Source organism: Herbaspirillum sp. DW155 (assembly GCF_037076565.1).
In the GTDB taxonomy this organism is placed as follows: domain Bacteria; phylum Pseudomonadota; class Gammaproteobacteria; order Burkholderiales; family Burkholderiaceae_D; genus Herbaspirillum.
The window spans coordinates 852,355-876,792 of record NZ_AP029028.1 but is presented as its reverse complement, the minus strand read 5'-3'; the positions used below and the strand labels follow the sequence as shown (position 1 = coordinate 876,792).

The 24,438-nt window shown below is 63.1% G+C and carries 23 protein-coding genes; 4 read left to right on the top strand and 19 right to left on the bottom strand.

The genetic code is table 11. The features are described from left to right. Positions 1 to 75: 75 nt before the first annotated feature. From AACH55_RS03960 to glpD, 6 genes are read right to left on the bottom strand one after another with little or no spacing between them, the layout of a single operon-like run. Complete coding sequence (locus tag AACH55_RS03960; RefSeq protein WP_338718122.1) at positions 76 to 360, bottom strand: DUF2160 domain-containing protein; 285 nt, start codon at positions 358 to 360, stop codon at positions 76 to 78. A gap of 2 nt (positions 361 to 362) precedes the next feature. Then, positions 363 to 1,181, bottom strand: coding sequence for a carbohydrate ABC transporter permease (locus AACH55_RS03955; protein ID WP_338718120.1), 819 nt, complete (start codon positions 1,179 to 1,181; stop codon positions 363 to 365). Next, complete coding sequence (locus tag AACH55_RS03950) at positions 1,174 to 2,064, bottom strand: sugar ABC transporter permease (RefSeq protein ID WP_338718119.1); 891 nt, start codon at positions 2,062 to 2,064, stop codon at positions 1,174 to 1,176. The genes AACH55_RS03955 and AACH55_RS03950 overlap by 8 nt, the downstream gene beginning before the upstream one ends. A gap of 3 nt (positions 2,065 to 2,067) precedes the next feature. Further along, the gene (locus AACH55_RS03945) at positions 2,068 to 3,156 is read right to left on the bottom strand and encodes an ABC transporter ATP-binding protein (RefSeq protein WP_338718118.1); all 1,089 of its coding nucleotides are present in this window, start codon (positions 3,154 to 3,156) and stop codon (positions 2,068 to 2,070) included. A gap of 1 nt (position 3,157) precedes the next feature. Then, positions 3,158 to 4,258 (bottom strand): ABC transporter ATP-binding protein, encoded by a 1,101-nt coding sequence (locus tag AACH55_RS03940; RefSeq protein ID WP_338718117.1) that lies wholly within the window; start codon positions 4,256 to 4,258, stop codon positions 3,158 to 3,160. A 49-nt stretch (positions 4,259 to 4,307) separates the two neighbouring features. Next, positions 4,308 to 5,849, bottom strand: coding sequence for a glycerol-3-phosphate dehydrogenase (gene glpD / locus AACH55_RS03935; protein WP_338718116.1), 1,542 nt, complete (start codon positions 5,847 to 5,849; stop codon positions 4,308 to 4,310). A 321-nt stretch (positions 5,850 to 6,170) separates the two neighbouring features. On the opposite strand from glpD, the gene AACH55_RS03930 reads away from it, so the two are divergent. Continuing rightward, positions 6,171 to 6,929: a DeoR/GlpR family DNA-binding transcription regulator gene (locus tag AACH55_RS03930; RefSeq protein ID WP_338720166.1), complete on the top strand. Its 759-nt coding sequence runs from the start codon at positions 6,171 to 6,173 to the stop codon at positions 6,927 to 6,929. Between the two features lie 314 nt (positions 6,930 to 7,243). Further along, complete coding sequence (adhP, locus tag AACH55_RS03925; RefSeq protein ID WP_338718115.1) at positions 7,244 to 8,269, top strand: alcohol dehydrogenase AdhP; 1,026 nt, start codon at positions 7,244 to 7,246, stop codon at positions 8,267 to 8,269. Positions 8,270 to 8,356: 87 nt separating this feature from the next. On the opposite strand, the gene AACH55_RS03920 is transcribed toward adhP, so the two are convergent. The 10 genes from AACH55_RS03920 to msuE all read right to left on the bottom strand — a co-directional run bounded on the left by AACH55_RS03920 (position 8,357) and on the right by msuE (position 18,760). Continuing rightward, positions 8,357 to 8,665: a HigA family addiction module antitoxin gene (locus tag AACH55_RS03920; RefSeq protein ID WP_338718114.1), complete on the bottom strand. Its 309-nt coding sequence runs from the start codon at positions 8,663 to 8,665 to the stop codon at positions 8,357 to 8,359. Between the two features lie 119 nt (positions 8,666 to 8,784). Beyond that, positions 8,785 to 10,290: a DASS family sodium-coupled anion symporter gene (locus tag AACH55_RS03915; RefSeq protein ID WP_338718113.1), complete on the bottom strand. Its 1,506-nt coding sequence runs from the start codon at positions 10,288 to 10,290 to the stop codon at positions 8,785 to 8,787. Positions 10,291 to 10,495: 205 nt separating this feature from the next. Continuing rightward, entirely contained in the window at positions 10,496 to 11,260 is a 765-nt protein-coding gene (locus AACH55_RS03910) for an ABC transporter ATP-binding protein (protein WP_338718112.1), read from the bottom strand. Position 11,261: 1 nt separating this feature from the next. Further along, on the bottom strand, positions 11,262 to 12,521 hold the full coding sequence (locus AACH55_RS03905; RefSeq protein ID WP_338718111.1) for an SfnB family sulfur acquisition oxidoreductase: 1,260 nt from the start codon (positions 12,519 to 12,521) through the stop codon (positions 11,262 to 11,264). Between the two features lie 80 nt (positions 12,522 to 12,601). Then, the gene (locus AACH55_RS03900) at positions 12,602 to 13,873 is read right to left on the bottom strand and encodes an ABC transporter substrate-binding protein (protein ID WP_338718110.1); all 1,272 of its coding nucleotides are present in this window, start codon (positions 13,871 to 13,873) and stop codon (positions 12,602 to 12,604) included. A gap of 91 nt (positions 13,874 to 13,964) precedes the next feature. After that, complete coding sequence (locus AACH55_RS03895) at positions 13,965 to 15,038, bottom strand: branched-chain amino acid ABC transporter permease (RefSeq protein WP_338718109.1); 1,074 nt, start codon at positions 15,036 to 15,038, stop codon at positions 13,965 to 13,967. Between the two features lies 1 nt (position 15,039). Continuing rightward, positions 15,040 to 15,936, bottom strand: coding sequence for a branched-chain amino acid ABC transporter permease (locus AACH55_RS03890; RefSeq protein WP_338718108.1), 897 nt, complete (start codon positions 15,934 to 15,936; stop codon positions 15,040 to 15,042). Beyond that, on the bottom strand, positions 15,936 to 16,829 hold the full coding sequence (locus AACH55_RS03885; protein WP_338718107.1) for an ABC transporter ATP-binding protein: 894 nt from the start codon (positions 16,827 to 16,829) through the stop codon (positions 15,936 to 15,938). The genes AACH55_RS03890 and AACH55_RS03885 overlap by 1 nt, the downstream gene beginning before the upstream one ends. Next, positions 16,826 to 17,983, bottom strand: coding sequence for a dimethylsulfone monooxygenase SfnG (gene sfnG, locus AACH55_RS03880; RefSeq protein ID WP_338718106.1), 1,158 nt, complete (start codon positions 17,981 to 17,983; stop codon positions 16,826 to 16,828). Before sfnG ends, AACH55_RS03885 begins: the two co-directional genes overlap by 4 nt. A 216-nt stretch (positions 17,984 to 18,199) precedes the next feature. Then, complete coding sequence (gene msuE, locus AACH55_RS03875; protein ID WP_338718105.1) at positions 18,200 to 18,760, bottom strand: FMN reductase; 561 nt, start codon at positions 18,758 to 18,760, stop codon at positions 18,200 to 18,202. Positions 18,761 to 19,182: 422 nt separating this feature from the next. Here msuE and AACH55_RS03870 point away from each other — a divergent pair, with 422 nt between their 5' ends. Together AACH55_RS03870 and nikR are read left to right on the top strand one after the other, a co-directional pair. Continuing rightward, entirely contained in the window at positions 19,183 to 20,325 is a 1,143-nt protein-coding gene (locus AACH55_RS03870) for a sigma-54 dependent transcriptional regulator (RefSeq protein ID WP_338718104.1), read from the top strand. A 76-nt stretch (positions 20,326 to 20,401) separates the two neighbouring features. Further along, the gene (gene nikR / locus AACH55_RS03865; protein WP_338718103.1) at positions 20,402 to 20,869 is read left to right on the top strand and encodes a nickel-responsive transcriptional regulator NikR; all 468 of its coding nucleotides are present in this window, start codon (positions 20,402 to 20,404) and stop codon (positions 20,867 to 20,869) included. Positions 20,870 to 20,888: 19 nt separating this feature from the next. On the opposite strand, the gene AACH55_RS03860 is transcribed toward nikR, so the two are convergent. The 3 genes from AACH55_RS03860 to AACH55_RS03850 form a co-directional block, all read right to left on the bottom strand. Beyond that, positions 20,889 to 21,959, bottom strand: a complete 1,071-nt coding sequence (locus AACH55_RS03860; RefSeq protein ID WP_338718102.1) for a HoxN/HupN/NixA family nickel/cobalt transporter — start codon at positions 21,957 to 21,959, stop codon at positions 20,889 to 20,891. A 194-nt stretch (positions 21,960 to 22,153) separates the two neighbouring features. Next, positions 22,154 to 23,368 (bottom strand): PLP-dependent aminotransferase family protein, encoded by a 1,215-nt coding sequence (locus tag AACH55_RS03855; RefSeq protein WP_338718101.1) that lies wholly within the window; start codon positions 23,366 to 23,368, stop codon positions 22,154 to 22,156. Positions 23,369 to 23,381: 13 nt separating this feature from the next. Continuing rightward, positions 23,382 to 24,419 carry an ABC transporter substrate-binding protein gene (locus tag AACH55_RS03850; protein ID WP_338720164.1) on the bottom strand — a complete coding sequence of 346 codons (1,038 nt, stop codon included), beginning with the start codon at positions 24,417 to 24,419 and terminating at the stop codon, positions 23,382 to 23,384. Positions 24,420 to 24,438 lie beyond the last annotated feature (19 nt).

The following is a 24,438-nucleotide window of genomic DNA, read 5'->3' as shown; positions in this document are numbered from 1 at the left end:
GACGCTCAGAATCCAGAGCGCCTTCGATACGCGGCCACGCCGCTACTCAGGACGAACGGTAGTCATGCCATCCGATCAGCCCTTGCGCATGATCAGCACCAGCGCCAGCAAACCCAGCACGGCGGCATACCACTGATCCATATCGGTCAGTCCCACCCAGGCCAGGTTGATGTAGGCCGCACTCAACAGACCGATGAACAGTCGATCACCCCTGGTGGTGCGCATGGGCAAAAATCCCTTGCGTTCGATGGTCGGCGAGCGGATTTCCCACACCGTCATGCCGATCAGCATCAGCACCACGCACACGAAAAAGATCGCTACCGGTGGCGTCCACGACATCCACGACAATGCATTTCCCATGATCACACTCTCCCCATCGCGAAGCCCTTGGCGATGTGGTTGCGCACGAACCAGATCACCAACGCTCCCGGAACAATCGTCAACACGCCGGCCGCTGCCAGGATGCCCCAGTCCATGCCCGCCGCCGAGGCGGTGCGGGTCATGATGGCACTGATCGGCTTGGCATTGACCGAGGTGAGCGTACGGGCCAGCAGCAGCTCCACCCAGCTGAACATGAAGCAGAAGAAGGCCGTCACGCCCACGCCCGACTTGATCAGCGGCAGGAAGATGCGCAGGAAGAAACGCGGGAAGGAGAAGCCATCGATGTAGGCCGTCTCGTCGATCTCGCGCGGCACGCCCGACATGAAGCCTTCCAGGATCCACACCGCCAGCGGCACGTTGAAGAGCATGTGTGCCAGCGCCACCGCGATATGCGTATCCGACAGGCCGATGGTGGAATACAGCTGGAAGAACGGCAGCAAAAACACCGCCGGCGGCGTCATGCGGTTGGTCAGCAGCCAGAAGAACATGTGCTTGTCGCCCAGAAAGCGATAGCGCGAGAAGGCATAGGCTGCAGGCAGGGCTACCAGCAGCGACATGACCGTGTTCATGGCCACGTAGATGATGGAGTTGATGTAGCCCGAATACCACGAGGGATCGGTGAAGATCACCTTGTAGTTATCCAGCGTGGGCGCGTTGGGCCAGAGCGTGAAGACCGACAGGGTTTCCTCGTTGGTCTTCAGCGACGTGTTCAGCAGCCAGTACAGCGGCACCAGCGTGAAGGCGATGTAGACCAGCATCACCAGCATGCGCGTGAAGGTCTTGTCCTGGTTCTTATTCATGTTGGCCACCCGAAGCATTGGCGTTGTTGCCGGCGCTCTGCATCCAGTTGTAGAGCACGAAGGACAACAGCAGGATGATGAGGAAGTAGATCAGCGAGAAGGCGGCCGCCGGTCCGAGGTCGAACTGGCCCACGGCTTTCTGCGTGAGGTACTGGCTCAGGAAGGTAGTCGAGTTGCCGGGACCGCCACCGGTGAGCACGAAGGGCTCGGTGTAGATCATGAAGCTGTCCATGAAACGCAGCAGCACCGCGATCACCAGCACGCCGCGCATCTTGGGCAGCTGGATGAAACGGAACACCGCCCAACGGCTGGCGCCATCGATCTGCGCGGCCTGGTAGTAGGCATCCGGAATCGAGCGCAGCCCGGCAAAAGCCAGCAGCGCCACCAGCGGCGTCCAGTGCCAGACGTCCATCACCAGCACGGTCAGCCAGGCGTCCAGCGAATTGGAGGCGTAGTTGTAGTCGATGCCCAGCAGGTTGAGCAGGTAGCCACCCAGGCCGATGTCGGCACGGCCGAAGATCTGCCAGATGGTGCCGACCACGTTCCAGGGAATCAGCAGCGGCATGGCCAGGATCACCAGCGTGGCCGAGGACTTCCAGCCCTTGTGCGGCATCGCCAGCGCCAGGCCGATGCCCAGCGGGATCTGCACCAGCAGCACGCAGAAGGAAAAGATCAGCTGACGCAGCAGCGCCGCATGCAGCTCGCCGTCGCGCATGACCTCGCGGAACCAGTCCAGACCCACGAAGACTTTCTGCTCGGGACTGATGATGTCCTGCACCGAATAGTTGACCACCGTCATCAGCGGAATGATGGCCGAGAAGGCCACCGTCAGAAAGACCGGGAGGATGAAGAACCAGGCCTTGTTGTTGTAGGGCTTGTTCATGGCTTAGCGTCCTATTCTCTGGTCGTTGCTGAAGTAGATCGTCTCGGGCTTGGCCAGCCGCAGCCAGTGCGGGCCGGTGGCGATCTTCATCTCGGGCGCAACGCGGGCCTTCACGCTCATGCCCTCGCACTGTGCCGTCACCAGCTGACTGGTGCCCAGGTGCTGCACCTGGGTGATCTCGGCACTGACCGCACCGGCCGTGCCGGGCGCGGCCAGTTCGACGAACTCGGGACGGATGCCCAGCTTCAGGTCTCCATTGCTGTTCTTCAAGGCCTGCAATTGCGCGGCCTCGACCTGCACGCGCTGGTGACCCAGCAGGACCGCATCGCCTTCCACGCGCACCGGGCAGAAGTTCATGCCGGGGCTGCCGATGAAATAGCCGACGAAGGTGTGATCGGGACGCAGGAACAAGGCCTCCGGCTTGCCCTGCTGCACCACCTTGCCCTCGGTCATCACCACCACTTCATCGGCGAAGGTCAGTGCTTCCACCTGGTCGTGGGTGACGTAGATGAGGGTGAGCTTGAGCTGATGGTGGATTTCCTTCAACTTCTGGCGCAGTTCCCACTTCATGTGGGGATCGATCACCGTCAACGGTTCATCGAACAGGATCGCCGCCACGTCCTTGCGCACCAGGCCACGGCCCAGCGAAATCTTTTGCTTGGCATCGGCCGACAGACCGGCGGCGCGCTGCTTGAGGTCGCGGGTGAGATCGAGCATCTCGGCGATCTCGCGCACGCGCGCCTGCACTTCGCGCTCGGGCATCTTGCGGTTGCGCAGGGGGAAGGCCAGGTTGTCGAACACGCTCATGGTGTCGTACAGCACCGGGAACTGGAACACCTGGGCGATGTTGCGCTCGCGCGTGGCCATGCGGGTCATGTCGCGGCCATCGAAGAGCACCTGCCCTTCGGAGGGCTGCAGCAGACCGGAAATGATATTGAGCAGCGTGGACTTGCCGCAGCCCGAGGGACCGAGCAAGGCGTAGGCGCCACCGTCTTCCCACACCATGTTCATGGGTTGCAGGGCGTAATCCTTGAGGCTGGCCGGGTTGCTGCCGTAGGCGTGGCCGAGGTTCTTGAATTCGATGCGGGCCATGTCAGCGAGTCTCCAGCGGAGCGCTCAACAGGCGCCCTTGTGTATCGAACAGGAAAGCCTTGGCGGCGGCGATGCTCACTTGCACCGTGCTGCCGATGGCCACTTCATGCACGCCCGACAGCTGCGCCACCAGCGGCACATCGCCATGGCGCAGGTGCAGGTAAGTTTCGGAACCGGAGAGTTCGGCCAGCGACACGCTGCATCCCAGGCTCACGCCCGGTGCGCTGAGCGCTTCCAGGCGCACGTCGTTGCAGCGGATGCCCAGCTTGCAGGGCTGGCCTTCGGACAAGGCCAGCTGGCGGCCGGCGATTTCCAGCACGCTACCGTCGTTCATGCGGATCGCCGCCACGCCATGCGCAGAGGAGATGGCCGTGGCCTCCAGCAGGTTCATCGGCGGATCATTGAAGATCGCGGCCACCTGCGTGGAGGCCGGACTGTTGAACAGTTCCAGCGTCGGCGCGAACTGCAGCAGGCGGCCCTCGTGCATCACGGCGGTGTGCCCGCCCAGCAGCAGTGCTTCCTGCGGCTCGGTGGTGGCATAGACCACGGTGGTGTCGCCGGTGGCAAAGAGAGAAATCAGTTCGCTGCGCAATTCCTCGCGCAGCTTGTAGTCGAGGTTGACCAGCGGTTCATCCAGCAGCACCAGCGGCGCGCGCTTGATGAGCGCACGTGCCAGTGCGCAGCGCTGCTGCTGGCCGCCGGAGAGTTCCAGCGGCAGACGTTGCAGCAGATGGGCGATGTGCAGCTTCTCGGCGATCTCGTTGACGCGCTGGGTGATGGTCTGTGCCGGCTGCTTCTGCAGACGCAGCGGCGCGGCGATGTTCTCGAACACCGTCAGGCCGGGATAGTTGATGAATTGCTGGTACACCATCGCCAGGTTGCGCTCGCGCACGCCCACGCCGGTCACGTCCTGGCCATCGACCAGCACGCGTCCTGCGGTGGGCTTGTCGAGCCCGGCGATGATGCGCATGAGCGACGTCTTGCCCGCCTGGGTCGGCCCCAGCAGGACATTGATGCCGCCTTTGGCAAGGTTCAGGTCAAGCGGATAGAGGTGCGTTTCGGCACCGACCGTCTTGGCCACTTGTTTCAGTTCCAGGGTCACGCTGTCTCCTCGCTACATTTTTTTGATTGATGGTGTGCGACGACCTGGCTCAGTGGGGGACTGGGGCGGCGGGGTCCGGCACACTGGCCAGCCACGCCTCCAGTCGTCCTCTGTGCTGCGGCCCGCAATGCAGGCCCAGCTTGCTCCTGCGCCACAGGATGTCGTCCGCGCCGCGCGCCCATTCGTGTTGCACCAGATAGCGCGCTTCGGCCTCGTAGAGGCCCGGTGTCAGTTCTTCGCCCAGCGCGGCCAGGCTGTCGGCCTGGCCGATGATCTGCTCCACGCGCGAACCATAGCTGCGTGCATAGCGATGGGCAAGCTCAACCGGCAGCCACGGATGGCGCGCCTGGAACTTGCGCAGCCAGGCATCGAAGTCATAGCGCGCCACCATCTTGCCGGGCTGTTCCAGGTCGCCGCCGGGCAGCGGCGCACCGGCCGTCCACGGCTTGCTCGATGCGCCCAGATGCGGGGCCAGCATGGACAGCGCTTCTTCGGCCAGCTTGCGATAGGTGGTGATCTTGCCGCCCCAGACGTTGAGCATGGGGGCGCCGGCATCGTCACATTCGAGCAGGTAGTCGCGCGTGATGGCCGAGGCATTCTCGGCGCTGTCGTCCAGCAGCGGACGCACGCCCGAGTAGGTCCACACCACGTCGGCCTGGCTGATCTGGCGCTTGAAATAGCGGTTGGCCATCTCGCAGAGATACTCGATCTCCTGCGCATCGATCTCGACCTTGCCGGCATCGCCGTGGTATTCGAGATCGGTGGTGCCGATCAAGGTGAATTCTTCCTGGTAGGGGATGGCGAAGATGATGCGCTTGTCCGGATTCTGGAAGATGTAGGCGTAAGGGTGATCGAACAGGCGCTTGACCACGATGTGGCTGCCCTTGATCAGGCGCAGGCTGCGCCCGGTCCTGGCCTGCGGCACCGACTGCGCAAAGCGCGCAGCCCAGGGGCCGGCGGCGTTGACGATGGCGCGGGCACGCACTTCTTCCTGCTGCACGCCGCCGGCATGCTGTTGTTCCAGCACGGCGTGCCAGAGGTTGCCTTCACGGCGGGCGCTGATGCATTTGGTGCGGGTGAGGATGCGGGCACCGTGTTCTTGCGCGTCCATCGCATTCAACACCACCAGGCGGGCATCATCGACCCAGCCATCGGAATAGACGAAGCCCTTGCGGTAGTCGCCCTTGAGCGGCTGACCAGCGGCGTGGCGGCTCAGGTTGGCGCCTTCGGAGGGCGGCAGGATCTCGCGCCTGGCGAGGTGGTCGTACATGAACAGGCCGGCGCGGATCATCCAGGCCGGGCGCTGGCTGGCGTCGTGCGGCATGACGAAGCGCAGCGGCCAGATGATGTGCGGTGCCGAGCGCAGCAGCACTTCGCGTTCCTGCAGTGCCTTGCGCACCAGCTTGAATTCGTAGTACTCGAGGTAGCGCAGGCCGCCGTGGATGAGCTTGGTGCTGGCCGAGGAAGTATGCTGGGCCAGGTCATGCTGTTCGCACAGCAGCACCCGCAGGCCGCGGCCGGCCGCATCGCGCGCGATGCCCGCGCCGTTGATGCCGCCGCCGACCACCAAGAGATCATATTCGAGCGTCATTCGCCGCTTCTCCGTATTGGTTCCGTATTGAAACTGTGTTGAAACTGTATTGCTGACTGTATTGCCGACTGTATTGCTGCCGGTTTGAAACCGTATTGCCAGAGGGAAAGAACCGTATTGCCCGCCGCGATGCCGGTGTACTGCTACGCAACAGCGAGCGTGCCGCGCGGACTTTCCCTAGAGTTGTCAGTGCACCGTAAGATAAGCGACATCCCGAAAGTAAATCAACAATTATTTGTTGTTTTATGTTCGTTTATGTTTTTTAATGTTCATATAGCGCCCAAAGTGTTTTCCAAAAATCAACGAATTCCCACCACCTCCATGCTCAATCCCAGGCAACAGACGCTGCTGGAATGCGTGCGCAAGCACGGCACCATTTCCGTGGAAGAGCTGGCCCAGCAACTGAACGTGACGACCCAGACCGTACGCCGCGACGTCAAGGCCATGGTCGATGCGAGTCTGCTGGCGCGCTATCACGGCGGGGTCAGCCTGCTGTCCTCGACCGAGAACATCGCCTATCCCGAGCGCCAGGTCATGCATGCGGAGGCCAAGCGCCGCATCGGCCGCACGGTGGCGGCGCGGGTGCCGGACGGCTGTTCGCTGATCCTCAACCTGGGCACCACCACCGAAGAAGTGGCGCGCGCCCTGCAGCAGCACAAGAACCTGCACGTGGTGACCAACAACCTGAACGTGGCGACCTCGCTGGCCAGCAATCCGGCGCTGGAGGTCATCATCGCCGGGGGCGTGGTGCGCGCGCGCGACCGCGGCATCGTGGGCGAGGCCACCATCGATTTCATCCGGCAGTTCAAGGTGGACATCGGCATCATCGGCATCTCCAGCATCGAGATGGATGGCGTGCTGCGCGACTTCGATGCACGCGAGGTCAAGGTGGCCCAGACCATCATCGAACAATCGCGCCAGGTCTGGCTGGTGGCCGACGCCAGCAAGTTCGGCCGGCAGGCGCTGGTGAAGATGGCGCACCTCTCGCAGATCGACGTGCTCTTCACCGATGCTCCGCCCCCGCCTGAACTGGCGGCGTTGCTGGCGGAGACCGATGTGGAAGTGGTGATCGCAAAGTAAGAAGCGCAGACTGACCGGACGTGACACCAGCGCAAGAGAAGTCATCTGCGCCCCTGCCCCCGTTCGGACTGAGCAGGCCCGTCAGGGCCGTATCGAAGGCGCTGCGAAGTGTAATCAACGGACGGCAACAGCGCGATCGCGCCCTGCAGTTTTTCAACGATGGGCGACATGGATCAATCCATGCGCAATCATCGATTGTCGTCATCGCGGGTGCGGAGGATAGTGGCATTTGCAGGCAGGAACAACAGGCCGCCAATTCAGCACAAGCAGGCCGCCCTGCCCTTGCATCCCGTTGATCCCCCCGAGGAGCGCATATGACGCAAATGATGAAAGCGGCCGTCGTCCGCGAATTCGGCAAGCCCCTGTCCATCGAACAAGTGCCCGTCCCGACGCCGGGTCCGGGCCAGATCCTGGTCAAGTTCGAAGCCAGCGGCGTGTGCCATACCGACCTGCACGCGGCCCATGGTGACTGGCCCGTCAAACCCACGCCCCCGTTCATTCCCGGCCACGAAGGCACCGGCTACGTCGCCGCGCTGGGTGCGGGCGTGAAGCACGTCAAGGAAGGTGACCGCGTGGGCGTGCCCTGGCTGCACACGGCCTGCGGCTGCTGCTCGCCCTGCCGCACCGGCTGGGAAACCCTGTGCGCCGAACAACAGAACACCGGCTATTCCGTCAACGGCAGCTTTGCCCAATACGGCCTGGCCGATCCCAACTTCGTCGGCCGCCTGCCCGACGCGCTGGAATTCGGCCCGGCTGCCCCGGTGCTGTGCGCCGGCGTGACCGTCTACAAGGGCTTGAAGGAAACCGAGGTACGCCCCGGTGAATGGGTGGTCATCTCCGGCATCGGCGGCCTGGGCCACATGGCCGTGCAGTATGCCAAGGCCATGGGCATGCACGTGGTCGCCGCCGACATCCACGAAGACAAGCTGGCCCTGGCCAGGAAGCTGGGCGCGGACCTCACCGTCGATGGCCGCGACCACAATGCGGTGGCCGAGGTCCAGCGCATCATCGGTGGCGCGCATGGTGCGCTGGTGACGGCGGTCTCGCCCAAGGCGATGGAACAGGCCTTCGGCTTCCTGCGCGCACGCGGCACCATGGCCCTGGTCGGCCTGCCGCCGGGCGACATCAGCCTGCCGGTATTCAATACGGTCTTGAAGCGCATCACCGTGCGGGGCTCCATCGTCGGCACCCGCCAGGATCTGGAAGAGTCGCTGGTCTTCGCCGCCGAAGGCAAGGTCGCGGCGCACTTCACCTGGGACAAGCTGGACAACATCAACGCCATCTTTGCGCGCATGGAAGAGGGCAAGATTGATGGGCGGATTGTGCTGGACCTGAAGTAAGAGATTCCGGCGTACGCAGAACCTTGACGCAATAAAAAATGACGGCTCCCTCGGGAAGCCGTCATTTTCATTGAAGCCGCTGCCTCCTCAGACCGGGCTCGGCTCCTTGGGTTGCCACTGCTTGATACCAGCCAGCACATCGCGCATCTTTTCACGCGCGATTTCAGTGTCATACGCGACTTGCGCGCGCAGCCAGTATCCATCGGAGAGTCCGAAGAAGCGTGCGAGCCGCAAATCAGTATCGGCTGTTACGGCACGCTTGCCATTGACGATCTCGCTGATGCGCAATTGAGAGACGCCGATTTCCTTGGCCAGACGGTATTGGGTGATGCCCATGGGCTTCAGGAACTCCCGTTTAAGCAACTCGCCTGGCGATATAGAACCAACTTCTCGCATGATGCAGACCTCGCTGATGTGACGATGGAAGGTGCATTCTGGCCCAGCCCGATCACGAAGCTAAGCCGCACCACCAACAACAGCCGGCAATGTTGCTCCGCTTCGAGAGCATCACCTTTCTACCAATATCCCAACACCTTCCACCACACCATCCCCACCGTCGCAAACACCAGCAGTTCCACCATCGCCATCACGAAGCCCACGCCCCACCACTTGCCCATGGAAACATAGCCGCTGCCGAAGATGATCGGCGAGGTACCGGTGGCGTAATGGGTCAGCGTCATCATCACGCCCGAGCCGGCGGTCATCATCAGCATGAAGGGGACCACGTACTGCGGCGGCAGCAGTTGCGCGCCCACCGTGAGGAAGGCCAGCATCATCGCGCTGACGTGCGCCGTGGTACTGGCGAAGAAGTAATGCGACAGCACGAACACCATCAGCAGCACCGCGGCCGCAGCCGTCCATCCCATGCCGCTGGCAACGATGGCGGCCTTCATGCCTTCGGAGAACCAGGCGATGACGCCCGTCTTGTTCAACTGCTCGGCCAGCATCACCAGCGCACCGAACCAGACCAGCGTATCCCAGGCGCTCTTTTCCGAGAGCACGTCATCCCAGTCGATGGTGCCGGTGATGATGAGCACGAACAGTCCCACGAACGCTACCACAGTGGGATCGAGCGTAAAGGCCGCCCCCAGCAGCATGGCCGGGACATTGGCCCACAGCAGCAGCAACAAGGCGAAAGTGCCCAGCATGACCTTTTCGCTGGCGCCGAGCTTGCCCATCTTGTCCAGTTCACTGTGGGCGTAATCGACCGCATTGGGGGTGGACTTCAGCTCCGGCGGCGAGATCAGGTAGATCACCAGCGGCATGATCAGCAGGCACACCAGACCGGGCAGCAGCATGCACAGCGCCCAGGTGGTCCAGGTCAGCTGCAGTGCGTGACCGGTGGCCTTGGCCACGTAGTTGACCACCAGCGGATTGGGCGCCGTGGCAGTCAGGAACATGGCCGAGGTGATCGGGTTGGCGTGATAGTTGACCAGCGCCAGATAGGTGCCGACCTTGTTCTGCGTGCCCTTGGCCGGATCGGAATCGAAGGCGTTGGCAATCGACTTCATGATGGGGTGCACGATGCCACCGCCGCGCGCCGTATTGCTGGGCGTGAACGGCGCCAGCACCAGTTCGCAGATCGCCAGACCGTAGCCGATGCCCACCGTACGCTTGCCCAGCAGGGCGATGAACATCAGCCCGACACGCCGCCCCAGCCCGGTCTTCTTCAGACCGCGCGAAATCAGGATGGCCACCACGATGAGCCAGATCAGCGGATTGGAAAAACTGGCCAGCGCATCGGCGATGGCCCCCTTGGACGAGTTGGACGTCACCTGCGAGAGCGAGACGATGACGATGGCCATCATCGCCATCACGCCGATGGGCATGACTTTGAGGATGATGGCCACGATGGTGGTGAGGAAGATCGCCACCAGCGCCCAGGCCTTGGGCTCCAGCCCCGCCGGGCAGGGCGTGAGCAGCAGCAGGATCAGGACCGCCGTGGCGAAGAGGGCCGGTACCAGCTTGAAGGGTACGGCGTCGTTGAAATACTTGAAGGTGGCTTTGAGTTGATTGAACATCGCATCATCCTGAAGACTATGAAAGCAAGATGGCCGCACAGCCTGTTGCCGTACGGCCATCCTTGCGCCCAGTATAGTCAGCCGGGTCGATGCGCTGGCGCGCTCATTGCCGTTGTTTTGATCTGCGCCAGCATTAAGGTAACTTTAATGCTCTTTCACATCAGCATTAAGCAGCCGCCTTAAGCAGCCTCATCAAGCAGCCGCATCAAGCAGCCGCCTGCCACGCCCGGCCCTCACCAAAATAGAAAGACCGGATATCGTCACGCTGCCGCAGCGCCCGGGCCTCATCGCCGAGAACGCTACGCCCATGCTCCAGCACCGTGGCGCGATGCGCGTATTGCAGCGCCACCGCCGAATTCTGTTCGGCCACCAGCAGAGCCACACCCTCCTCGCGATTGAGCCGGCTCAGCTGCGCAAAGATGTCCGCCACCACCTTCGGGGCCAACCCCATCGAGGGTTCGTCCAGCACCAGCAGGCGCGGCCGCGAGATCAGCGCGCGGCCGATGGCCAGCATCTGCTGCTCGCCGCCCGAACACAGACCGGCCAGACTGCCGCGCCGCTGCTGCAATTGCGGGAAGAAGGCATAGATGCGCTCCAGCGCCTCGCGCAGCACCGCTGGCCGCGTGAAATGACCCGGCCATCCGGTCAGCAGGTTTTCTTCCACGGTCAGGGTGCTGAAGCAGTGCCGTCCTTCCAGCACCTGCGCCAGCCCCAGCCGCACCAGTTGCGCCGGACTGCTGCGGGCCACATCATGTCCATCGAAGAGAATGCGGCCGGCGCGCACCTGCCCGCGCTGCGCCGGCAGCAGATGCGAGACCGCCTTGAGCGTGGTCGACTTGCCCGCGCCATTGGCCCCCAGAAGCGCATGGATTTCACCGGGCCGCACCTCCAGGCTGACCTCCTCCAGGGCCAGCAGCGCGCCCTGGTAGACCACCTCGATGGACTCGATCTGCAACAGCGGCGCACTCATCTCAGCTCCATGCGTGGAAGGGCGGCTTGATGCCATTGAGGTAGTAATTGCCGACGATGGCATATTTCCAGCGCACCGGATCATGCAACGTGTGGGTGCGCGCATTGCGCCAATGGCGGTCCAGGTTGTACTGGCCCAGGGTGGAGCGCGTGCCGGCCAGTTCGAAGAGCTTGTTGGTGGCGTGGATGGCGATCTCGGTGGAGAGCACCTTGGCTTCGGCCGTCAGAATCTGCGCACGCGCCACGCTCTCGGCATCAGGCGCGGCCACGGCAACATCGATGGCGCGGCCGGCGCGTTCCAGCAGCGCTTCGCTGGCGTGCAGGCGGATCTGCAGGTCACCCACGGCCTGGATGGAATACGGATCTTCCCAGGCATGATCGCGCTGGCTGTCGATCCAGGGCCGCGACTTGGTACGCACGAAGTCCTGGGTATCGGCAATGGCGGCGCGGGCGATGCCCACATCCACCGCAGCCTGGATGATCTGGAAGATGGCGCCATCGGCCGAGGGTTCGAGATAGCCCTTGTAGGCCGGGATCAGATGCGTCTTGGGCACCTTCACCTGATCGATGATGACGGTGCCGCTCAGGGTGGTGCGCTGGCCGAAGGCTGACCAGTCGTCGATCACGGTCAGGCCCGGCGCATTGCGCTCGGCCACCACGTACCAGGTGCGGTTCTCTTCGTCATTGGCGACGATGGGCACGTAATGCGCCAGCAGTGCGCCGGTGGAATAGAACTTCTTGCCGGTCACGATCACGTGGTCGCCCGCATCGACGAAGCGCGTCTCGAAGTCCGCCGCGCGCTTGGAACCCGATTCGGAAAACGCATTTCCCCAGCGCACGCCGCGCAGGAAATCGGCAAAGAAGCGCTTCTGCTGCTCGGGATCGGAGACCGTGCGCACCGCCGCCACGAAGCCCAGATGGTTCTGCGTGATCTGGCCCAGCGAGGGGTCGGCCGCCGAGATGATGGCGATCACTTCGGCCAGCGTGGCATAGGAGACTTCGGCCCCGCCGAAGGCACGCGGCACGTTGATGGCCCACAGGCCGCTTTGCGAATAGGCTTCGATTTCCTCCACCGGCCAGCGGCGCAGGCGGTCGCGTTCAGAAGCGCCTTCGGCCAGGCGTTTGGCCAGCGCATGGGCCACGGCGATGGCTTCGGCATCGTCACGGATCACATGCGCCGGCTGTTCAGCAAGCGGCAGACCCGGCACCGGACCAGAGGCAGGCGAAGCGGAATGGAAAGAGGGAGCGAGCACGGCAGACATGGTTGGGCCTTTCAAAAAAATGCAGAGGTAGAGGAACAGGCAGGCGGCCCGGCAAGTCCCGGGCCGGCCATCAGTGATCATCAGTCATCGATGCTCTTGCGCACCTTGATGTTCTTTTCCTTGGCATAGGCCAGGGCGGATTTTTCGATGATGGGACGCAGCAGCTTCCAGTCCGGCGCGATCCAGTCCGAGACCACGTGCCACTGCTTGCCATCCCATTGCTGGAAGGCCACCAGGCCATCGCCTTCGTGGTTGTCCCAGGTCACGTGGATGGAATGGAACAAGCCCTTGGCACCGAGGGCGGCAGCCCGCGCCTGATCGATGGTGAGGTTTTCCAGGCCCCAGCGGATTTCATCGCCGGTCAGCGTGCGCTTGCCGAACTTCGCCTGGGCGATGCGGATCGCTTCCACGTTGAGGATGCCGTTGAGTACGCCGAGGTTGTGATAGACGCTGCCGATGCGCTTGGGATCCTGCAGGTTACCCTTGCCGGCGCCATAGACGATCTTCTGGATATCCTGCAGCACCGGGTACTGCGCCCCGGCGGCCACGGTGGTGATGGCCACGTAACCCTTGGCGGCATCGCCTGCGGGAATCACGTCCTCTTCCGAATTGGACCAGACGTTGCCGATGATGTGATCGGCCGGGAAGCCCGACTTCTGTGCCGTCTTCAAGGCCACCGGATTCATCACGCCCCAGCCACGCAGCACCACGTAATCCGGCTTGGCACGGCGGATCGCCAGCCACTGCGCCTGCTGGTCATTGCCCGGATGCGGCACTTCGATCTGCTGCAGCGAGAAACCATATTTTTCCGACAGCAGCTGGTAGATGGGAATGGTCTCCTTGCCGTAGGGCGAACCGTGATAGAGCACCACGATCTTCTTGCCCTTGAGCTTGTCGGTCCCGCCTTCCTTGCTGGCGATGTAGTTGACGATGCCCGAGGTCTCGCTATAGGGATTCAACAGCAGCGGGAAGATGTACTTGAACACGCGCCCGTCGGTGGTATCGGTGCGGCCGTGGTTGATGGTCAACAGCGGCACCTTGTCGGCCGTCACGCGGTCCAGCAGCGCATAGGCGATGCCCACCGAGAGCGGATTCCAGGTGGCGATGTTGGGACGCTGCTTGAGGCGCTCGTAGACTTCCACGCCGCGCTCCACTTCGTATTGGGTCTCGCCCTCTTCCCAGGTCAGCTTGACGCCGCCCACGCCGCCATCGCGCAGGTTGACCAGGTTCAGGTAATCGATGAAACCGCCAAAGAAGCCGGTCCCGCCAGCGGCGTAAGGACCGACCCGGTAACTCTGCAGGGGGAAGAATTGTTCGTCGGCACGGGCATTTTGCAGGCCTGCAGAGAGCATGGCTGCCGCCAGAATGAAGGTTTTTAATAATTTTGAGTGCAGCATGGTGAGAGAGCTTCTCCGTGGTGAGTGTGGAAGTGAAGGTAAAAAGTTATGGGGAAGATGCGCGCGCATGAAGGGCATGAAGGGCCTGAAGGCGACGGCGCGCCCTTTCCCACAGCGCCGCCAGCCCCTGCGGTTCGACGATGAGGAAGAAGATGATCAGCGCCCCCAGCACGATGCGCTGGCTCATCTCCAGCACGCCCGAATCGAACCACTGCCCCAGCAGCAGGCTCCCCAGGCGCGACAGCAGCAGCGGGAACACCACGATCAGCGCCGCCCCCAGGAAGGCCCCGCGTATCGTCGCCAGGCCGCCGATGATGACGATGAAGAGAATCTGCAGCGAGCGATCCAGATTGAAGCCGGCCGGCTCCACCGTGCGCAGGTAGACGAAGCCCCACAGCACGCCGGCCACGCCGATGATGAAAGACGAGACCGCAAAGGCCAGCAGCTTGGTGCGCAGCACCGGCACGCCGATCACGCGGGCGGCCTGTTCGTTGTCGCGCACGGCGATGAAGTGATGGCCGGTCTGGCTCTGCACCAGCCGCCAGCACAGCAGGGTCAGCACGGTGACGATACCCAGCGCGAACAGATAGCGCCCGGCCGGCGTATCGAAGGCGAGGCCGCCCACCACCAGCACCGGCGCATCGATCACGCCGGAGGGATTGTCATTGCTGAACCAGCTGAACTTGACCAGCACCCACTGCACGAAGAACTGCGCCGCCAGCGTCGAGACGGCCAGGTAGAAGCCGCGCAAACGCAGGCTGGGCAAGCCGAAGACCAGACCGATGGCAGTTGCCGCCAGCCCTGCCAGGGCGATGGAGACCAGCAGCGGCAAGCCCTCCACGCGCAGATTGAGGTTGTAGGCGGCGAAGGCCCCCACCGCCATGAAGGCCGAACTGCCCAGCGAGAGCTGGCCGGCATAGCCGGTCAACAGGTTCAGCCCGACCGCCGCCAGCGAGAGCGCCAGAAAAGGAATCAGCAAGGCATCGATGACATAGGCCGAGGCCGCCCACGGCAGCACGCCATAGGCCACCAGCAGCAGGAGCAGCCAGGGCCATGCGCCGCGCAGGGAGGCGCTGCGATGGGACAGCGTGCGGGAAGGTGTAGCAATGGAAGTGGTCATGTCATGCCCTTTGCAATGCACGCTGGCCGAACAGGCCACTGGGTCTGACCAGCAGGAAGGCCAGCGCCGCGACATAAGCGAACCAGCCCTCGATGCCGCTGCCGACCAGCGGGCCGAGATAGACTTCCGCCAGTTTTTCCAGCGCACCGATCAAGAGTCCGCCGACGATGGCGCCCAGCACCGAATCGAATCCGCCCAGCACCAGCACCGGCAGAGCCTTCAACACCACCAGCGAGAGCGAGAACTGCACCCCGAGGCGCGCGCCCCACAACAATCCGGCGATCAGTGCAATCAGACCGGCCGTCGCCCACACCGCCGCGAGGATGCGCGGCAGGCGCAAACCCACGGCCAGCGCGGCAAAGCCGTCATCGGCCAGGGCCCGGAACTCCAGCCCCAGGCGCGTGTAGCGGAAGAAGACCGACAGCAGCGCCACCATCAGTGCAGCGGTGACGGCTGCGAAAAGATCGAAGGAAGAGATCATCATCCCGCCCAGTTGCAGCGGCGTATCGGCGATGCCCAGTTCCAGCGCATGCACCTGCGTACCCCACAGCAATTGCGCCGCGCCCTCGATGACGTAGGACAGGCCGAGCGTGGCCATGAACAGGGTCATCGGCGACTGGTTCTGCAGCGGCCGCAACACCACCCGTTCGATCGACAAGCCCAGCAGGATCATCGCCGCCAGCGTCAGCAGCAAGGCCAGTGCAAAGGGAATGCCGTGCTCCACCAGACTCGCGAAGGTGAGTGCCGCAAACAGCAGCTGCGCACCCTGGGCAAAGTTGAGCACGCCCGAGGTCTTGTAGATCAGCACGAAGCCGATGGCCACCAGCGAATACATGACCCCCGAGAGCAGGCCGCCGGTCAGCACTTCGGCAAAGAAGACCCAATCGAAGTCAGCCATCACGCGGCCTCCTCTTGAGGCTGGGGGTCGGCGTGCGCCACGCCCAGATAGGCATCGATCACGGCGGCATCCTGACGCACCGCAACCGGCGCGCCATCGGCGATCTTGCTGCCATGCTGGAGCACCACCACGCGGTCGGAGATGCCGAAGACCACACCGATATCGTGTTCGATCAGCAGGATGGCCGTCTCGAACTGCGTGCGCGCGGCGCGCACGAAATGCGCCATCTCGCTTTTTTCGGTGACGGTCATGCCGGCCATCGGTTCATCCAGCAACAGCAGGCGCGGTCGCGCCACCAGCGCGCGCGCCAGCTCCACGCGCTTCTGCAGGCCATAAGGCAGGCCGCTGACGGGACGATGTGCATCGCTGCGCAGGTCGAGAAAATCCATCATCTGGTCCGCCAGCGCGCGTGCCTCATTGCGCTCGCGGCGGGCGCGCCCGAGGCCGGCGATCTGCTCCACGAAGCTGGAACGCATCGCATTGACGCGGCCCAGCACGATGTTGTCGCGCACGCTCAGGCCCTTGAACAGCGCCAGATTCTGGAAGGTGCGTGCCACACCCAGCCGCCCCAGCCGCGCCGTGGGCACCTGCCGGAAACGCCGCGCGCCGAGCCGGACCGTGCCTTGCGTGGGGCGGTACAGCCCGCTCATGACGTTGACCAGCGAACTCTTGCCGGCCCCATTGGGACCGATGACGGCCAGGATTTCACGTTCATGCAGGGTCAGGTCGACGTGACGCAAGGCCTGCACGCCACCGAAGGACAGGCTGATGCCTTCCAGCTGCAGCACCGGCGCAGCGCCGGCCTGTGCCGCTGCCGACGGCCCGGACTGCGCACTGAGCGCTGACCCGGCCAGGCCGGGCAGCGCCGAAGCGAGCGCGTTGCCGACGCTCATGCCACCGCTTCCAGCGCATTGGCCTGCGCAGTGCTGGCCGCAGCGCCTGCGGCGGGCTGGCGTGCTTCCAGTTCGCGCACCAGCGGCAAGACCTTCTGGCCGAAGTATTCGACTTCCTCGATGAAGTGCAGGAAGCCCGTCAGCACCAGGTCCACACCGACGGCCTTGAGCGCGACGATGCGCTCGGCGATCTGTTGCGGGGTACCGATCAGGTTGGTCTTGAAGCCATCGTTGTATTGCACCAGATCCTCGAAGGTGGACTTGGCCCAGTTGCCCTCCCCTTCCGGCGAAGCACTGCCGGCCTGCTTGACCGCATCGCCGAAGGCATGCACGGCTTCGACGTGGGCGTGCTTGATGATGTCCTGCAGGACGGCTTGTGCTTCTTCTTCGGTGTCGCGCACGATCACGAAGGCGTTCACGCCGATGCGCACCTTGTGGCCGTTCTGCGCGGCCTTGGCCTGGATATCGTCGATCTGGGCCTTGAGACCTTCGACCGTATTGCCGTTGGTGAAGTACCAGTCCGAGACGCTGGCCGCGTTGTCGCGTGCGGCGCGGGAGCTGCCGCCCTGGAAGATTTCCGGATGCGGTTTTTGCACCGGCTTGGGACTGAGGGTGTAATTGTTGAAGCGATAGAAATCGCCCTTGAAGGTAAAGTCATCCTGCGTCCAGATGCCCTTGAGCGCGCGGATGAATTCATTGGAGCGGCGATAGCGTTCGTCGTGTTCCAGCCAGGGTTCGCCGATGGCCTGGAACTCGCCCTTGAACCAGCCGCTGACCACGTTGATGGCGATGCGGCCATTGGAGATGTGATCGATGGTGGCGATCTGCTTGGCCACCACGGCCGGATGCCACGGACCCGGCAGGATCGCCGCCAGCACCTTGAGTCTGGTGGTGGCATGCAGCAGCGCCTGGCTGAAGGAAACCGACTCATGCTGGTATTCGGCGCCATAGCCGGCGGTAAAGCGGATCTGGCTCAGGGCGTATTCGAAGCCGGCCTTTTCGGCGGCCACGGCCAGGCGCTGGTTGTACTCCAGGCTCCAGTCGGTACGCTGCGGGATCTTGCTCACCACCAGGCCGCCGCTGACGTTGGGAACCCAATAGGCGAACTTGACGGCATCGGTGCGGGGGACGGTGGTGGACGGTGCTTGGCTCATGAAAAATCTCCTGTGGACCTTGCGGTCATCAAAAACAATGGATGTAAGGGCAATGCAATGGACAGAATCAAGGGATGCAAATCAATCTGAAACCGTTCGGACCGGGCGGCCCCGCCAGAGCCGTATCGACGACGCGCATCGGTCGGAGCGTCCTTCGATACGCGGCAAGGCCGCTACTCAGGATGAACGGTGTCGGGCGCGCAAGCGGTTCCTCCGCTATCCCGGGGCTGTGCTTGTTGCCAGCGTCTGCAGCACCGGCAGCGCACGCTGCACGGTCAGTGCGATGCGTTCCCGCAAGGACTGGCTGGTAATGGTTTCGTTGTCGAATTCGTGGGCATTGGCATACACGCCCAGAGGCAGGGTCAGTGTCTGGAAGAAGGCGAACAGCGGACGCAACTGGTGGTCGATGACCAGCGCGTGCCGGTCGCTGCCACCGGTAGCGGCCAGCAGCACGGGCTTGCCGAAGAGCGACTCCTGCGGCACCAGGTCGAACAGGTGCTTGAACAAACCCGAATAGGAACCGCGATAGACGGGACTGCCGGCCAGCAGCAGGTCGGCGGCGCCGATGGCGGCGATCTTCTGGCGCACCGCGTCGGGCAACTGCTCCAGTTCCGTCGCGCCGAGCAACTGGCCGCTCAGGTCGGACAGCGCCACCACCTCGGTCCGGATGGCCAGGTGCTGGCCCAGCTGCGCCGCGATGGCATGCAGCAGGCCCAGGGTACGTGAAGGACGGCGGCCGCTTCCGGCGACGATGACGACTTGCAGGGGACGGCTCATGAAGAAGGCTCTCCTTGGATGGCTAGAGGGGGACGCGATCGATTGCGCCCTACCTCTTCAGCGAAGAACGTGCCACCTCGTGAAGCCTTTTAAATCAATGACTTGCAAAAATATGCGCTACTGCTGCAGCAGCAGGATGCTCAGGGACTGCTGCTACAGCAGCAGTTTTTCCATCCCTGAATTACTAAGTTTTCAAAGCTGTATGACAGCTTCTTGCATCCCCGGGCTGCTTGTCGCCGCAACACGACGCCCTCTCGTCAGCCCCTTGTCAGACAAGTGTTTTCGCCCGGTGACCCAACGGATACCGAGCATGCTTATGCTGAATTGATCGTTAATTCGTTCCATGCATATTGTTAGAATCAGGTCGCTGTCTTCCTGCGCCTCCCCCCGATGCAGGAGACTCATTCAGTCCGGAGCCTGACATGCACGCCAGCCATCGCTCTGCCCATCTCTATGCGCTGCCCTCTTCGCCAGAGGGTGACGGCGAGCTTGCAGCGCGCACTAGCTCGCCGCTGCTGACCCTGCCGCATGCGCGCAAGCTGGGCACTTCCATTCGCGCTACCGCGCAGGTGTTCCATGATCCGGCCTCGCTGGCCTTGCTGGAACGCGTGCAGCGCGTGGCGCCCAGCGACGCCAATGTGGTCATCATCGGCGCCACCGGTACCGGCAAGGAACTGATCGCGCGCCATGTCCATGCATTGAGCGCACGGCGCGATGCGCCTTTCGTGGCGGTGAACTGCGGGGCGTTTTCGGAGAGCCTGGCCGAGAGCGAATTGTTCGGCCACGAGAAGGGCGCCTTCACCGGCGCCATCGCTCACAAGGCCGGATGGTTCGAGGCCGCCAATGGCGGCACCCTGTTCCTCGACGAGATCGGCGACCTGCCGCTGGCCATCCAGGTCAAACTGTTGCGGGTGCTGCAGGAACGCGAAGTGGTGCGACTCGGTTCACGCCGCAGCATCCCCATCGACGTGCGCATCATTGCCGCCACCAACGTGCGCCTGCAGGATGCGGTGGCCGCCGGGCATTTCCGCCAGGACCTGTATTACCGGCTGCAGGTGGTGCAGCTGGCCATCCCGCGCCTGCGCGAACGGCCGGCCGACATCCTGCCGCTGGCGTATCACTTCCTGCATGAATATCGCCAGCGGCTGGGCTACGGCGCCACCCGCATCGATGCCGAGGGTGAACGCAAGCTGCGCCAGCACGACTGGCCGGGCAACATCCGCGAACTGGAAAACGCCATCCACCATGCGCTGCTGATCTGCCAGGATGACGCCCTGCGGCCCGAACACTTCCATCTCTCGCATGTGGAACGCCGCGCCGATCATGCCGCCGCGACGGTCTCATACGGTAGCGGCGATCCGCTACATGGACTTGAGCTGGCCTTGCAGACGCTGTTCAACCAGTCCCAGGACGGCCTGTTCGAAAAAATCGAGGACACCATCTTCCGCACTGCCTTCGAATTTTGCGAACGCAACCAGGTGCAGGCGGCGCGCCTGCTGGACATCAGTCGCAACGTGCTGCGTGCGCGACTGATCCGCAACGGGCAGATTTCGGCATTGAAATGAAGCGCGAGGTCGGCGCGTTTTGACCGCGGCGGCGCCGCATTGTTATGATCCCGCCTATCACTCTAGGGGAATGGCAATGCAGCGCTGGACAATTTCGGTCGATGACGACCTGGCGGCAGAGTTCGACAAGTTCGTCGACAGCAAGGGTTACTCGAACCGCTCCGAAGCCTTCCGCGACCTGGTGCGCAAGGAACTGGGACAGACGGAACTGGACGAGGGCAAGTCGCGCTGGTGCGTGGCCACGGTCAGCTACATCTACGATCACCATGAACGCATGCTGGCCAATCGGCTGACCCAGCTGCAGCATGAGCATCATGATGTCGCCATCGCTTCCCAGCATGTCCATCTGGATCACGACAATTGTCTGGAGACGGTGATTCTGAAGGGGCGCGTGGACGAAGTGCGCGCCTGCGCCGACGGCATCATTGCACAGACCGGCGTGCGGCATGGGAACGTGCACATCGTCCCGGTCGAGATGAAGAAGGAAAAATACGTACGCGCCACCCACGGGCATGGCCACGTTCATTTCCATCCCAAGTCTTGAAGCGCGGCCAGGCAGCGTCTCAGCTGATATCGGAGGCGGGCGGCAGATCCAGCTCGTCATAGCGCCGCCACTTGTAGATCAGCAACGACAGCAGCCAGCCGCCCATGAAGACGCCGATGATGACGTAACCGATCACGCCAAAGCTGTCGCTGAGCCCACCGATGAAGTCCCAGAACGCGCCGGACAATTCCAGCTTGTCCGCCAGCAGCCCCAGCACTTCGATACTGCCCACCACCACCGCCACCAGCACCGACACGAAGGTAATGCTCATGTTGTAGTAGAGCTTGCGCACCGGCTTGACGAAGGCCCAGCCATACGCACCCAGCATGAGAATGCCGTCCGTGGTGTCGATCAGCGACATGGCGGCAGTAAAGAGCAGCGGGAACAGCAGGATGGTCCAGATCGGCAAGCCGTTGGCCGTCTGGGTCGCCGAGATGCCGAGCAGGGAAATTTCGGTGGCGGTATCGAAGCCCAGGCCAAACAGGAAGCCCAGCGGATACATGTGCCAGCTGCGCGTGATGAGATTGAACATCGGCCGGAAGATGCGTGCCATGAAGCCGCGATTGCCCAACAGCAGGTCCACATCCTCTTCAACGTAAGGCTTGCCATTGCGCAGGTCGCGGAACTTGCGCCAGACCGACCTGAGCACGATCAGGTTCAGCACCGCGATGAGCAACAGGAAAAAGGCCGAGACCAGCGTCCCGATGATGCCGCCGATTTCGTGGAAGGCGTCCAGGTGCGTCTTGAGCGCCATCGCACTCAAGGCCAGCAGCAGGCAGGCCAGAATCACCACCGTCGAGTGGCCCAGCGAAAACATCAGGCCCACCGCCACCGGCTTCTTGCCATCCTGCATCAGCTTGCGGGTCACGTTGTCGATGGCGGCGATGTGATCGGCATCGACCGCGTGCCGCAGACCAAAGCCATAGGCCAGGAACGCCGTGCCCAGCAACAGGGGCGTCTGCCTGAAGGCCAGATAGGCGGCGATCCAGACGGCAACGTTGAAGAAAATCAGGAAGGCGTAGATAGCGATGACCTTGTTCCGCAGTTCGGGAGCGGCGTCATTGAGCAGGGTGCGCAAGGATTGAAACATGGCAGGTTGGCGACGGGACGGCTCGCTCCGAGGAGATCGCCGACCTTCATATGATTAAAAAATAAATCATCATACTCTTTATCGCTGACCTTGGGCTGACTGCACAGCTTGTCCGGGGGCAACGCCGGCAGAAAAGACAACGCCCCGATGCACGAGCGGCGCAACGGGGCGTTTTTTTCAAGCATGCAAAAAATTCATGCTTGCATGCGCATCCATTCCTCCCGTGCCTGCTTCAGACGGGCCACGCCTTCGATGATCTCGGCGGGCCGGGCATTGGCGAAGGACAGCCGCCAGTGGCCCTCGTCGGCCTGCGTCGCGTAGAAGGCGCTGCCGGGCACGTACATCACGTTGTGGCGCACGGCGGCCTGCAACAGCGCGGTGGCGTCCGTGCCATCCTGCCAGCTGGCCCAGATGAACATGCCGCCTTCCGGTGCGATCAGCGAGAGCCGATCGCCGAAGGCCTCGCGCAAAGACGACAGCATGATCGCGCAGCGCTCGCGGTAGGTGGCGATGATGTGCGGCAGATGTGCATCGAGATGGCCGGCCTGCAGATACTGCGCCGCCACCATCTGCATCCACGGCGCGGTGCACAGGTCGCCGGTCTGCTTGGCGATGACGGCACGGCGCAGGATTTCCGACGGGCCGCACATCCAGCCGATACGCAAACCCGGTGCCACGATCTTGGAAAGACTGGACAGGTAGACCAGCCAGTCGCGCGCGCCCTCGATCTCTTGCGCGACCTGCAACAGCGGCGGTTCGGCCTGTCCGGTAAAACGCAGCTGGCCGTAGGGATCATCCTCGATCACGATGAACCGGTAACGCACCGCCAGCGCAAGCAAATGACGGCGCCGCGCCAGCGGCAAGGTGGCACCGGTCGGATTGGCAAAGCTCGGCACCAGGTATAGCAGCTTGGGTCGGGCACCCGCCTGCAGCATGGCTTCCAGGGCATCGGTATCCATGCCCTGTTCGTCACCGGGGATTTCCATCAGATCGGCACCGGCCAGGCGCAAGGCCTGGATCGCCGCCGGATAGCAAGGCCGCTCGATGACCACGCCATCGCCCGGTTCCAGCAGGATGCGCAACAGCAGTTCAAAGCCCTGCTGTGAACCGGTGGTGACGATCAGCTCGCCCGGATCGGCGCCACCGAGGCGCGCACACGTGACCTCCCTGAGCACCTGCGAAAGTTGCGCTGCGCCTTCGGTGGCGCCGTATTGCAGGCAGGCCGCCGCCGCACTGTCGAGCAGGGTAGCGGCGCTGCGTGCCAGCCCTTGCGTATCGAACAGCGACGGCGCCGGATAACCGCCGGCAAAGGAGATCATGCCGGGCTGCTGCGTATATTTGAACAGCTCCCGGATGGGCGATCCCTGGGGCGACTGGAAAGCCGGATTGAAACGATAGGCTGCGGTCATGATCGATAACAGCTTATTGCTCGATCATGCGGTTCCAGCGGTTGTTCCACTCGGAGCGCTTTTCGTTGATGGTGTCCCAGTCCACGGTGTTGAGGTTCTTGGTCAGCACCTCGCTCTTGCCCAGCTTGGCTTGCGCCGCCTCGGACAGGGGCACGTTGCGGTTGACCGGAATCGAGTTGGTCAGCGCCATGCTCTTGGTCTGCACGGCCGGGGTCAGCAGGTATTCCACCAGCTTCTGGGCCAGTTCGGGTTCACTGTTGCCCTTGATGGGGCAGGCACCGGTCATGAGCAGCACGCCGCCTTCCTTGGGGGTGGCGAATTCGGCGGGGATACCTTTGTCCTTCAGGTTGGCGATGCCGGTCACGGTCAGCGGGAAGATGGCCGCTTCATTGGTCTGCACCATCTCGGAAATCTTGGCCGAGCTGGAGAGATACTCCACCACGTTGGGGCCGACGGTGCTGCCCCACTTCTTGAAGCCGGGGTCGACGTTCTTGTCGGTACCGCCCACCAGGCGATTGAACATCATGAAGCCATACAGGCCGAAGGTACTGGCCGAGATCGACTGGAAGACGACCTTCTGCTTGTACCTGGGATCGGCAAAATCCATCCACGAGGTCGGTGCCGGCCAGCCCTTCTCGGCGAACAGCTTCTTGTTGTAGCCGATGCCGAGCACGCCCATCTCGATGGCCACGGCCTGGTCATTGGCCAGGCGCGCGAAGGGATAGACATCCTTGAGCACGGCGGCGTCCTTGACCTTTTCGCACAGGCTCATGTTGATGGCGCGGTACATGATGCCGTCATCGAGGAAGGCCACGTGCATCTGCGGCTTGTCGCGCTGGGCCTGCATCTTGGCGATGATGTCGGAGGAGGTGCCGGGCACCACCACCACCTTGACGTTGTTGGCCTTCTCGAAGTCGGGGAAGATCGAGGCGGTGTAGTTCTTCTCCATCGTGCCGCCGTTCATGCCGACGTAAATGGTCTTGGTCTGCGCCTGCGCGCCAGTGGCGATCAGGGTCGCAGCGATTGCACAGGTCACTGCCAGGGTCTTCATCTTCATTACTGCACTCCTT